The 10,883-nt window shown below is 57.4% G+C and carries 11 protein-coding genes; 5 read left to right on the forward strand and 6 right to left on the reverse strand.

Translation table 11 applies throughout. From position 1 onward, the window contains the following. Positions 1–32 precede the first annotated feature (32 nt). The 4 genes from H4317_RS07410 to H4317_RS07425 all read right to left on the reverse strand — a co-directional run bounded on the left by H4317_RS07410 (position 33) and on the right by H4317_RS07425 (position 2,782). Entirely contained in the window at positions 33–359 is a 327-nt protein-coding gene (locus H4317_RS07410; RefSeq protein ID WP_185889489.1) for a HesB/IscA family protein, read from the reverse strand. Between the two features lie 190 nt (positions 360–549). Continuing rightward, positions 550–960 (reverse strand): hypothetical protein, encoded by a 411-nt coding sequence (locus tag H4317_RS07415; RefSeq protein WP_185889490.1) that lies wholly within the window; start codon positions 958–960, stop codon positions 550–552. 93 nt (positions 961–1,053) lie between these two features. After that, the gene (gene iscU / locus H4317_RS07420) at positions 1,054–1,470 is read right to left on the reverse strand and encodes a Fe-S cluster assembly scaffold IscU (RefSeq protein ID WP_185889491.1); all 417 of its coding nucleotides are present in this window, start codon (positions 1,468–1,470) and stop codon (positions 1,054–1,056) included. Positions 1,471–1,567: 97 nt separating this feature from the next. Next, the gene (locus H4317_RS07425) at positions 1,568–2,782 is read right to left on the reverse strand and encodes an IscS subfamily cysteine desulfurase (protein WP_185889492.1); all 1,215 of its coding nucleotides are present in this window, start codon (positions 2,780–2,782) and stop codon (positions 1,568–1,570) included. 153 nt (positions 2,783–2,935) lie between these two features. On the opposite strand from H4317_RS07425, the gene mce reads away from it, so the two are divergent. From mce to H4317_RS07445, 4 genes are all read left to right on the forward strand, one after another. Next, positions 2,936–3,343, forward strand: a complete 408-nt coding sequence (gene mce / locus H4317_RS07430) for a methylmalonyl-CoA epimerase (protein ID WP_185889493.1) — start codon at positions 2,936–2,938, stop codon at positions 3,341–3,343. A gap of 75 nt (positions 3,344–3,418) precedes the next feature. Continuing rightward, a complete protein-coding gene (locus H4317_RS07435) occupies positions 3,419–4,000 on the forward strand; it encodes an L-threonylcarbamoyladenylate synthase (RefSeq protein ID WP_185889494.1) in 582 nt (193 codons plus the stop codon). Between the two features lie 131 nt (positions 4,001–4,131). Beyond that, positions 4,132–4,413, forward strand: a complete 282-nt coding sequence (locus H4317_RS07440) for a hypothetical protein (protein WP_185889495.1) — start codon at positions 4,132–4,134, stop codon at positions 4,411–4,413. A 139-nt stretch (positions 4,414–4,552) separates the two neighbouring features. Further along, positions 4,553–5,971: a CCA tRNA nucleotidyltransferase gene (locus tag H4317_RS07445; RefSeq protein ID WP_185889496.1), complete on the forward strand. Its 1,419-nt coding sequence runs from the start codon at positions 4,553–4,555 to the stop codon at positions 5,969–5,971. Between the two features lie 351 nt (positions 5,972–6,322). Here the strand turns inward: H4317_RS07445 and H4317_RS07450 are convergent, their stop codons facing one another. After that, positions 6,323–8,917, reverse strand: a complete 2,595-nt coding sequence (locus tag H4317_RS07450; protein WP_185889497.1) for a PspC domain-containing protein — start codon at positions 8,915–8,917, stop codon at positions 6,323–6,325. A 49-nt stretch (positions 8,918–8,966) separates the two neighbouring features. Then, the gene (locus H4317_RS07455; RefSeq protein ID WP_185889498.1) at positions 8,967–9,332 is read right to left on the reverse strand and encodes a PadR family transcriptional regulator; all 366 of its coding nucleotides are present in this window, start codon (positions 9,330–9,332) and stop codon (positions 8,967–8,969) included. A 417-nt stretch (positions 9,333–9,749) separates the two neighbouring features. Between H4317_RS07455 and H4317_RS07460 the strand changes: the two genes are divergently transcribed. Next, on the forward strand, positions 9,750–10,850 hold the full coding sequence (locus H4317_RS07460; protein ID WP_185889499.1) for a putative type IX sorting system protein PorV2: 1,101 nt from the start codon (positions 9,750–9,752) through the stop codon (positions 10,848–10,850). The last annotated feature ends 33 nt before the right edge of the window (positions 10,851–10,883 follow it).

A 10,883-nucleotide genomic window follows, 5' to 3' on the forward strand; every position in this document is an offset into this window, starting at 1 on the left:
ATACAGTTGTTGGCCGTTAGCCCGTAGGCTGGTTAAACGGAGAAGCTCTCGCCGCAGCCACAGGTGCGGGATGCATTCGGATTGTCGAAATAGAAGCCTTTGCCGTTCAGCCCGTCGGAAAAGTCGAGCTGGGTGCCGGCCAGGTAGAGGAAGCTTTTCATGTCCACCACCACGCGCACGCCCTTATCCTCAAACTCCTGGTCCATGGGCTTCACTTCGTTGTCGAAGTCGAGCTTGTAGCTAAGGCCCGAGCAGCCGCCACCTGCCACCGAGGCACGCAGGCGGTACGTGGCGTCCAGCTCCGCATCGTGCATGAGCTTTTCTACTTTCTCTTTGGCTTTATCAGAAACAGTAATCATGGGAAGAAAAGGCTAACTCCATCAGAGCTACCGACCCGGCAGCATTGAGGAGAGTTCTAGAAGCAGAACACCAAAGGTACAACGCTTGTTCAGAAAGAGTCTAAAAAGCTTGAGGCAATACTGTGTCACCCGTGAAAAAACGGAGACGCTGTGATGCGCTTCCGTTATACTTAGTCAGACCAATTGGGTACTATGAACTAGGGTTCAGCACTACGCTGAATACCGTAATGGTGCTCAGGTCACGGCCGTAGTAGAGCTTGTCGAGGGCTTCGTAGGTGTTGTGGGCGCGGAAATAGGAGGTTTGCAGCTCCTTCGCGTCGCGGGCCCGCCACTGTATGGTATAGGAGCTTTCCTCGTCGCGGTAGCGCTGCACATAGGCCAGCATCTTGCGTAGCGCATCCAGCTTATCGTGCCCCATTTCGTAGCGAAACAGAAAGCTCTGCTGGTGACGCGGGTTTACTGTTATAAGGTCTAGGCGTGTCTGCCCGTCCAGTTGCCGGAACTCAAACAGCAAATTGCCCGGCCCCAGCCCCAGATAGTCTTCTATCTGCCGCTGAATCCGGGCACTTTCTACGTGTACGTCGGAGGGAGTGACGTCCATTGTCTGGAAGTAAAAAGATGGAAAATGAATGTGAGAAGCCAATGCCACCTTATCAGCAGCATCCGGCTTCTCACATACGGTTTCTGGGCTCTACTAGTGGTGCGACTTCGCCATTTCCAGCTCCGGCATACCGTTTTTCACCCGGTAGTCGTTGATGGCCGATTTGATGGCATCTTCAGCCAGCACCGAGCAATGGATTTTCACGGGCGGCAAGGCCAGCTCTTCCACAATCTCCATGTTGTCAATGGCCAGGGCCTCATCCACGGTCTTGCCTTTCAGCCACTCCGTCGCCAACGACGACGAGGCAATGGCCGAGCCGCAACCGAAGGTTTTGAATTTGGCGTCGGTGATGGTGTTGGTAGCTTCGTCAACCTCGATTTGCAGACGCATCACGTCGCCGCACTCAGGCGCGCCCACTAGGCCGGTACCTACGTTCTTCTTGCTCTTGTCCAGCGTGCCCACGTTGCGGGGGTTGCTGTAATGGTCGATTACTTTATCGGAGTAAGCCATGGCTTTGATTGAAATTTAGATGTCAGCTTTTAGAACTCAGAACCCAGACGGAGAATCATGACTACAGTCGTGGTTCTCAACTCTAAGTTCTAAAAAATTAATGTTCAGCCCACTCAATGGAGTTGAGGTCGATGCCCTCCTTGAACATCTCCCACAGCGGCGACATTTCGCGCAGCTTCGTAACGGCTTCTTTTACGTGGTTGATGGCGTAGTCGATCTGCTCGTCGGTGGTGAAGCGGCTCAGGCCGAAGCGCAGGGAGCTGTGGGCGAGGTCGTCGCTGAGGCCCAAGGCTTTGAGTACGTACGAAGGCTCCAGAGAGGCTGAAGTACAAGCAGAGCCGGATGATACGGCCAGGTCTTTCACGCCCATCATCAGGCCTTCGCCTTCTACATACTTAAAGCTGATGTTGGCCACATGGGGCAGGCGGTGTTCTACCGAGCCATTCACGTAGCTTTCTTCCAGCGTCAGCAGCTCTTTCTCCAGCCGGTCGCGCATGGCGCTCAGGCGGGCCGTATCGGCCGCCATTTCCAAGCGAGCCAGCTCACAGGCTTTGCCTAGGCCAACAATGCCAGGCACGTTGAGGGTGCCGGAACGCATGCCCCGCTCGTGGCCACCACCGTCCATCTGGGCGGTTACTTTCACACGTGGGTTTTTGCGACGCACATACAGCGCACCTACGCCTTTGGGGCCATACATTTTGTGCGCCGTGAAAGCCATCAGGTCGATGCCGTCGGCAATGACGTCTACCGGGATTTTACCTACTGCCTGCGTGCCGTCCGTCATGAACAGCGCGCCGTGCTTGTGGGCAATGGCGGCAATTTCGCGGATGGGCTGAATGGTGCCGGTTTCGTTGTTGCCGTACATGATGGTTACCAGAATGGTTTCCGGCGTCATGGCGGCTTCCAGCGCTTCCAGGCTAATCAGGCCTTCCGCATCGACGGGCAGGTAAGTAACCCGGCCACCGAGTTTCTCGATGTGCTTGCAGGTATCGAGTACGGCCTTGTGCTCCGTGGTAGTTGTGATGATGTGGTTGCCTTTTTGCGCGTACATCTCAAACACGCCCTTGATGCCCAGGTTGTCAGACTCAGTGGCACCAGAGGTAAAGATGATTTCTTTGGGGTCGCAGTTGATCAGACCGGCAATCTGCTCACGGGCGTAGTCAACGGCTTCCTCGGCAGCCCAGCCGAAAGGATGGTTGCGTGAGGCCGCATTGCCGAACACCTCGGTCAGATACGGCATCATCGCCTCCAGTACACGCGGGTCGAGGGGCGTAGTAGCGTTGTTGTCGAGGTAAATAGGTAGTTTGAGCATGGCTCGGGGTCTGGTTTCAGCGGAGAATCATTCGCAGGTAGAACACAAAAACTGATAAACAGGTTTTACTTTCTTCCCACATTTGCAACTGCAAAAGTAGAACAAATACAAAGAAGCCTCGCTATGGGGCGCGCCCGCATTTTCAACCACCCTATGCTCACCAATCTCGAACACCTGGGCCTCGCCGTTAAGGACCTGACGGCGGCTACTGCTTTATACACAAAGCTGCTGGGGCAGGAGCCCTACAAACACGAACATGTGGCCTCAGAGGCTGTGGACACGGTGTTTTTCCAGGTGGGGGGCTCCAAGATTGAGCTGCTGGCCGGCACCTCGCCCGACAGCGCCATCACGCGGTATCTGGAGAAGAAGCCGGAAGGAATTCACCACGTAGCGTTTGAGGTAGACGACATCCGGGCCGAAATGGCGCGGCTGCGGGCCGAGGGCTTTCAGCTGCTGAACGAGGAGCCCAAGCGCGGAGCCGATAACAAGTTGGTGTGTTTCGTGCATCCAAAATCGGCTGGTGGCGTGCTGGTAGAGCTGTGCCAGTCTATTGAGGCGTAAGCCGCCGCCGCTCAGAGCACGTAGTACCTTTGCTGTGCCTCCGATTTTCCTGTCGTCTTTCAAGTTGCCTGGCCTATGAGTACCAAGTTTTTCCGTGAGGAGGTAGATGCCGCGGTGGATGCGCTGCTGATGCAGCAGGTGATTCTGTACCCGACCGACACCGTCTGGGGCCTGGGTTGCGACGCGGAAGCGCCGCCGGCCGTGGAGAAGGTGTACAAGCTCAAAAACCGCCCGGCCGAAAAAGCCTGCATCGTGCTGGTGGCCGACGAGGCAATGTTTGCCCGGTATGCCGCCGTAGTACCGCCGAACCTGGCAGAATTGCTGGCCGCCCAGACCCGCCCCACCACCTACGTGGTGCCCGGCAGCCGGCTGCTGGCTCCCAACCTGCTGGCTCCCGATGGCACCATCGGACTACGTGTGGTGCTCACCGACGAGTTCTGCAGTAAAGTGGTGCGCCGGCTGGGGCACGGGCTGGTTTCTACATCGGCCAACCTGAGCGGCGACCCTACGCCGGGCATCTACGCCGAAATAGACCCGCAGCTGGTGCGCAAAGTCGAGTATGTGGCCCACTGGCGCCAGAATGATGCCACGCCGGCTACGCCTTCCCGCGTGGTACGGGTGCTGCCCAACGGCGGGCTGGAGGTGCTGCGCGACTGACGCCGGGCTACGGCCGGAAACTACCGGCATGGTGGCAGGGCGCAAAAAATATTGGTGGGGCGGGTTACCATTTGAGCAGAGGCGTATGAAGCGGGAATTCTTTCATCAGAAACTTCATTCCTCCCTCAACTATGAAACGCTCTTTCAAATCCCTGCTCGTTCTGGCTGCTTTCGCTCCTTTCGCTCTGGCTTCGTGCTCGGAAAAGACGCAGGAAAACGCTGAGGCTACTGCCGAAAGCGCTACCAACGATGCCGCCAACGCTACCGAAAATGCTGGCGACGCTGTAGAAAATGCCGCTGACAACGCTGCCGCTGACATGAAAGCCGAAGTAGCTCCTACGACCGGCGACACGGCTGTAGTAGTTAACAAAGAAGCCAACAAAGTAGTAGAAGAGGTTCCTGCCAAGCAGTAGTCTTCTCCGCTTCACAGCAAAAGCCCCTTCCGAACCAGGTTCGGAAGGGGCTTTTGCTCTTTCAGGAAGCCATTGCATCCGGGGTGTCGGCCGCCGCAATAAGACGAGTGCCTTACCTTTGCGCCCTAACCCGTTTTGTATGCATACTCCGCAGCTGCCAGACCTTCCATTATTCCGCACTATTGCCGATGCCGCCGGCGAATTGGGCTTTCCGGCTTATGTCATCGGGGGCTACGTGCGGGATTTGGCGCTGGCTCGGGAGAGTAAGGACGTGGACGTGGTGTGCGTCGGCGACGGAATTCAGCTGGCCCAGGCGGTGGGGCGCAAACTGCCCGGCCGGCCGCGCGTCACGGTGTTCAGAAACTTCGGAACGGCTATGCTGCCCACCCTGGAAATAGAGGTGGAGTTTGTGGGAGCCCGCAAGGAAAGCTACCGCGCCGAAAGCCGCAAGCCCGAAGTAGAGGCCGGCACACTGGAAGAAGATCTGGCGCGGCGCGATTTCACCATCAACGCTCTGGGCCTGAGCCTGAACCCCGAAACCTATGGTCAGTTGGTGGACCGCTACGACGGCATGGGCGACCTGCAGCGCAAGCTCATCCGGACGCCCCTCGACCCGGATATCACCTTCTCCGACGACCCGCTGCGCATGCTGCGCGCCATTCGGTTTGCCACCCAGCTGGATTTCGATATCGACCCCGACACGTTCGACGCGCTGGCCCGCAATAAGGAGCGCATCAAAATTGTGTCGCAGGAGCGGATTACGACCGAGCTGAACAAGATTATCATGGCCCCGAAGCCGAGCTACGGCTTTAAGCTGCTGTTCAGTAGCGGCCTGCTGCAGCTCATCTTCCCGAAAATGGCCCTGCTGCAGGGTGTGGAAAAGGTGGGCCAGCACGCACACAAAGACAACTTCTACCACACCCTACAGGTGCTCGACAACGTGGTAGCAGCCGGCGGCGACCTGTGGCTGCGCTGGGCGGCCATCTTGCACGACATTGCCAAGCCCGCCACCAAGCGCTACGACAAGCGGGTAGGCTGGACTTTCCACGGCCACGAGGACAAGGGCGCGCGCTGGGTGCCCGGCATCTTCACCGACCTCAAGCTGCCGCTGGGCGAAGAGATGCGCCAGGTGCAGAAGCTGGTGCGCCTGCACCTGCGGCCCATTGTGCTGTCCAAGGAAATCGTGACGGACTCGGCGGTGCGCCGCCTGCTGTTCGAGGCCGGCGACGACATCGACCGGCTCATGCTGCTCTGCCGCGCCGACATCACTAGCAAGGACTACGACCGCAAGAACCGCTACCTGCGCAATTTTGATGTGGTGGAGCAGAAGCTGAAGGAGGTAGAGGAGAAGGACCACCTGCGCAACTTCAAACCAGTTATCACCGGCGAAATCATCATGGCAACCTTCGGCTTAAAGCCCAGCCGCGAGGTAGGTGAGCTAAAAGAAGCACTGCTAGACGCTATTCTGGAGGGGACAATCCGCAACGAGTACGACGAGGCTTTTGCTCTGTTGCTGGAGCTGGGGCAGCGCAAAGGGCTGGAAGTAGTAACATCCTGACATGAATGAAATATAGCTGCAGGCCACAAGGCCGGTAGCCCCCTGAAACAAAGCAGTCCGCCCCGCTGCCGGCCCCAATCGTTTGAATGATTGAGGTCGGCACTGGGGCAGACTGCTTTATTGTGTGAAACTGCTAAGAATGAAGAAGCCACTTATCTACTGGTTGCAGCACAGTAGATAAGTGGACTTCTTCGAGTTGGCCTCTCACTCACCAGAAAAAGGCCATGTTGTTGGTTTCTCTAAAGAACAGATGGCACTTCGGGTAATAGCGTTGCCTGAAGAATAGGAAATATACAGATTAAGCTGATAAGATGCTGGCTTGCAGCCAAACATTACCAGCAGAAGCTGCTGCTAGTCGCGCATCGACCGAATGCTGGAGGCGCCGACAGCATCTTTATCAACGTTTTTAGGATTGCCGCTGTATTCTACTACACTGGCACCCACCGCGTCGGCGTTGAGCGTTTCGGTTACGTTGATGCGGGCTTTGCTCACACCGGCCACATCTACATCGGCATTTCGGGCCGTGAAATTGGCGGCTGATACTTCGCAGGCACCGGCACCATCAATGTTGAGGCGCTCGGCCTGCCCTTCGAGTGTAGTGCGGCATTTGCCGGCTAGCTGTATATCGAGGTTGTCGAAATTTCCTTTGAGGCGTAGGTCGCTGGCCCCAGCTTGCACTACTTCTAGGCGGCCGTTGTCTTCGAAGCCCCGCACATCGCCGCGGACGGCTCCGGCTAGGTTGAGTTTGTTCAGATCAGGCATTTCTATGGTCACCAGTAGCTTGCGGTCGGAGGAGCGCCAGTTGGAGCCAAAGAAGGCGCGGCGGCCCGACCGATGATGAACGACTAGTTCGTCGCCTTCGCGCTCCACGCGCAGGTCGCGTACCTCGGCCTCAGAGCCGGCGGCGCGTACAGAGTAGTTGTTGCCTTGCCGGATTACTACCCGATAGTTGCCTACCACACTCACATCGTGAAAGTCGCTTTCGGAGTACGTACGGCGGGCGGAGCCGTAATAGTCTTCGTTGGTATTGAAAGAAGCAGCTCCGCCGTAGTCCAGGTGGATATTCACGTCGCCGTCTTCTCCTTCTTCGCTGTCGATGTCAATATTGACACCCTCATTGTCGGAGTCTTCGTCGATGTCACGGTCTTCTTCAGGAGGGCATTCCAGGCATTCTAGCTTGTTGCCGCTGAGGCGGAAGCGGTACTGCTCCACGTCCTCGGGCTGGTGTCCGTTTACAAAGTTGTCGTCACCGAGCCAGTTGGCGGTGGCTTCGCTCAGGCGGAAAGTCCGGTCGCGGGGCAGACGCAGGGTCAGTTCCACGTCTTGGTCGCGGAAGCGTGCGTTGGGCTGATACGAGAAGTGGTCGTCCAGAATCAGGGTAGAGTCGCCGCGGGTACGAACTGTGTAGGCCACCGACGTAGCAGCAGTGCGGCTGGCTTCGGCTTCAGAAGCGCCTTTAGCCGAAATCAGCTGAAGCACTTCCACTACTTGGCCACTGTCAGCGGCGGCCAGCTGCACATCCACGTGCTGGTCCCAGTCACGCTCGACGCGGCGGGTTTCCAGGCGCAGCACCGGGGCCGTGAGGCCAGCATACCGGGCCGTTTGCTCTACGTCGGCGCTGTACTGGAACTCGCGGCTCTGGCGAGCTACTGCCACCGTTACACCAATAATGCTCAGCAGCCACAGCCCAAACATCGACCAGCCTACCATGCGGCTTATAAGAGCCCGGCGCAGCAGTAATCCTACTCCGATCAGGAGCAGAGCCAGCGACGGAATAGCCGTGGCAGCGTAGCCAGCCATCCAAGCCCAGGTGGGCTGCTCTTCCAGCATCTTCAGGAAGCCGGGGTTGCCGATGGTGGGGTTCTGCGACTCTGGGATAAGGCCCAGCACCGCACCCAGCGTAATAGTGAAGCCAACCAGCAGGCTAAAGCCAATGACGGCCAGCATAACCCCGGCAAAAATGCGGATGGCAGTGCCCACAAAGCTCAGCAGCGGGTTGAGCGCCTTCGCTAAGTCCTCGAAAAAGGTGCCAACCGGACGGCGGTTACCAGTCGTGGTGTCGTCATAGTCGCGGGCGTTGCTGGCAATGCCCGACAGAGTCAGGGCATCGCCGCGCATCCGCATCCGGTCGGCCACGGTTTTGGCCTCCGGTACCGCAATCCACAGAATGATGTACAGAATCAGGCCAAAGCCAACGAACAGGCCGACCAGAAACAGAATCCGGACGAGCGAAACGTCGGTGCCGAGGTAGGCGGCCAGACCTGCCGAAACACCTCCGATTTTGCCGGTATCCGTGTCGCGGAACAGTTGTTTCTCCGTTCCATCCGTGGGCTCAGGCGAGTCGTAGCGCTTGGGCAACACAATCCAGAGAACGACATACGACAGGATGACCACGCCCGGCAGGAAGCCGATAAAGTCGCCGATGACCGGCGAGAGGAGCGAGGCCAGCGCAATTAGCCGCACCCACACCGCGCTGATGCGGAAATATTGGGCCAAACCGGCACATACACCCGCAATTTTGCGGTGGCTCATATCGCGGAACAGCTGGCGGGGCTCATCGGGAGCTGTGGCTGCGCCAGTACCGGTGCTGCTGTAGGCCCGGCCGCTGCCGGCGTAGGTACCCTGGGCGGTGCCGCTGGCTACGGCGTCGGCCAGTAGCTCGTCATCGTCCTCGGCATCGTCGGCGCTCTGGAAGTCACTGACGCGGCCCATTTTGGCCACTACTGCTTGCACGTCCTCCAGCGACACCACCTGCTTCATATCGGAGAGGCGGGCGGCGAAGATTTCGGCAATGCGGCCTTCGATGTCGGACACAATTTCGTCGTGGCCGCGGTAGCCGCTGAAGTGGGCTTTTACTTCCGCCAAGTAGCGGCTCAGTACTTCATAGCCATCTTCTTCAATGTGGAAGATGATGCCTTGGAGGTTGATGCTGATATTCTTTTTCATCTCAGTTGCTGCAACTAGTCGGAAAAAAATCGGGAGAGGGAGCTGGTCGTTACAGTACGACCGGCAGTTCGGGGCTCCCGCTGGCGGAAGGCTTGGTCCGGATAATGCGAATGGAATCCTCGACTTCCTCCCACGTCAGGCGCAGCTGCTGGAGAAACTCCGTGCCGGCTTCGGTGAGGGTGTAGTACTTGCGGGGCGGGCCACTCATGGATTCCTTCCAGGTGTAATCCAGGAGGCCGGCGTTCTTGAGGCGCGTCAGCAGCGGGTAGAGCGTACCCTCCACCACAATCATGCGGGCTTGGGTGAGCTCTTCGAGCATGTCCGACGCATAAACCTCGCCGCGGGCGATGATTTCCAGAATGCAGAACTCCAGGATGCCTTTCCGCATCTGCACTTGGGTGTTCTCAACTTTCATGGGCTTGAGGCGGTAGTCGGTGAAGAATAAGTCAAAGGTAGCAAAAGGTACTATGCAACGCAAGGTACTGGGTGTAAAATATTTTCAGAAAATGTTGCTTCGCAATGCTTGTGCTTTTATTTAATTGATAGTCAATAAATTAAATAAAAGCACGCTGGTGTTTTTCCATAGATGATATGGGTTTGGATGACCAGAATAGCCCAAAAAAACTGATAAAATGTCTGCGCAGATCTGGCCGAGAAGCAAAATCGTAGCTCCGACGCCGGACGTAGTGCGTACTACTCGCGCTGCAGAGCCTTCGAAAACTGCAACGGGAGCCGAGACATGGCGCGGTTTGTGCTGGCTTCTCGCGCGCGACGCACTATTAGTTAGTACCTTGCGTTGTGAAGCGGATTACCCGTTTTTAGCCCATTTTCTATGTCGCACGTTTTCCGTATTGCTCCCTTGCTGCTCGGTGTGAGTGGCGCGCTGGCCCTAGCACCTCATATGGCCTCCGCGCAGGATTCTACGCCCAAATACAGCAACGAATTCCTTAATATCGGTGTCGGGGGACGGGCCCTGGGCATGGGCAAAACGCAGGTGAGCCTGGCGCAGGACGCCACCGCCGGCTACTGGAACCCGGCCGGCCTGCTCAGCCAGAGAACCAAGTATGATGCTGTGCTGATGCACTCTGAGCTATTCTCAGGCATCGTTAAGAATGACTACGCGGCCTTTTCGATGCCGCTCGACGACCAAAGCGCCATCGGTATTAGTGCCGTACGGCTGGGCGTTGATGACATTGCCGACACCCGCGACCTGATTAATGAGTACGGATACATTCAGTACGACCGGATTCGCTACTTCTCCGTGGCCGACTATGCTGTGATGCTCTCATATGCCCGCCGCATCGGCAACATCGAGGGGCTGAAAGTAGGCGCCAACGCGAAGGTTATATACCGCAACATTGGGGAGTTTGCCAATGCCTGGGGCTTCGGTATTGATGCCGGCGTACAGTACGACAAAGGCAGCTGGCGCCTTGGCCTCATGGCCCGCGACATTACCACCACCGTTAATGCCTGGTCCATCAACTCCGAGCGGCTGCGCCCCGTAGCCGGCGACTCCACCGACATTCCGGCCAACAGCACCGAAATAACGCTGCCTCGGTTTGTGCTGGGGGTAGGCCGCCTGATTCAGCTGCCCGGCGAGTTTACGGCGCTGGCTGCCATCGACCTAGAAATGACGACCGATGGCCAGCGCAATACGCTGATATCGAGCAAAGCTGTGAGTATCGATCCGCGGGCGGGTCTGGAAATCGGCTACAAGAACCTAGTGTTTCTGCGCGGTGGCGTGAGTAACATCCAGCAGGTGAAAGCCTTTACCGGCTCCGATGAGTGGAAAGTGCAGCCTAGCCTAGGGGTAGGTGTGGCCTTGAGCGGCCTGCGCCTGGATGTGGCGCTTTCGCAACTGGCTATTGAAAAGCTGGGCGGACGCAGCCAAACTAACAACATCATCGTTTCATTGGGCTACGGCATCAAGTAGGGCCCAAACCTGAGGAAATAAGGGAAGTACCTT

The sequence above is a fragment of the Hymenobacter sediminicola genome, assembly GCF_014250515.1.
GTDB classification, from domain to species: domain Bacteria; phylum Bacteroidota; class Bacteroidia; order Cytophagales; family Hymenobacteraceae; genus Hymenobacter; species Hymenobacter sediminicola.

What these genes read in the sequence shown, in the direction of transcription:
- H4317_RS07460 (WP_185889499.1), top strand. Translation starts at nt 9,750, where the DNA reads ATGTCGCACGTTTTCCGTATTGCTCCCTTGCTGCTCGGTGTGAGTGGC.
- iscU (WP_185889491.1), bottom strand. Translation starts at nt 1,470, where the DNA reads ATGGCTTACTCCGATAAAGTAATCGACCATTACAGCAACCCCCGCAAC.
- mce (WP_185889493.1), top strand. Translation starts at nt 2,936, where the DNA reads ATGCTCACCAATCTCGAACACCTGGGCCTCGCCGTTAAGGACCTGACG.
- H4317_RS07445 (WP_185889496.1), top strand. Translation starts at nt 4,553, where the DNA reads ATGCATACTCCGCAGCTGCCAGACCTTCCATTATTCCGCACTATTGCC.
- H4317_RS07425 (WP_185889492.1), bottom strand. Translation starts at nt 2,782, where the DNA reads ATGCTCAAACTACCTATTTACCTCGACAACAACGCTACTACGCCCCTC.
- H4317_RS07435 (WP_185889494.1), top strand. Translation starts at nt 3,419, where the DNA reads ATGAGTACCAAGTTTTTCCGTGAGGAGGTAGATGCCGCGGTGGATGCG.
- H4317_RS07450 (WP_185889497.1), bottom strand. Translation starts at nt 8,917, where the DNA reads ATGAAAAAGAATATCAGCATCAACCTCCAAGGCATCATCTTCCACATT.
- H4317_RS07440 (WP_185889495.1), top strand. Translation starts at nt 4,132, where the DNA reads ATGAAACGCTCTTTCAAATCCCTGCTCGTTCTGGCTGCTTTCGCTCCT.
- H4317_RS07410 (WP_185889489.1), bottom strand. Translation starts at nt 359, where the DNA reads ATGATTACTGTTTCTGATAAAGCCAAAGAGAAAGTAGAAAAGCTCATG.
- H4317_RS07455 (WP_185889498.1), bottom strand. Translation starts at nt 9,332, where the DNA reads ATGAAAGTTGAGAACACCCAAGTGCAGATGCGGAAAGGCATCCTGGAG.
- H4317_RS07415 (WP_185889490.1), bottom strand. Translation starts at nt 960, where the DNA reads ATGGACGTCACTCCCTCCGACGTACACGTAGAAAGTGCCCGGATTCAG.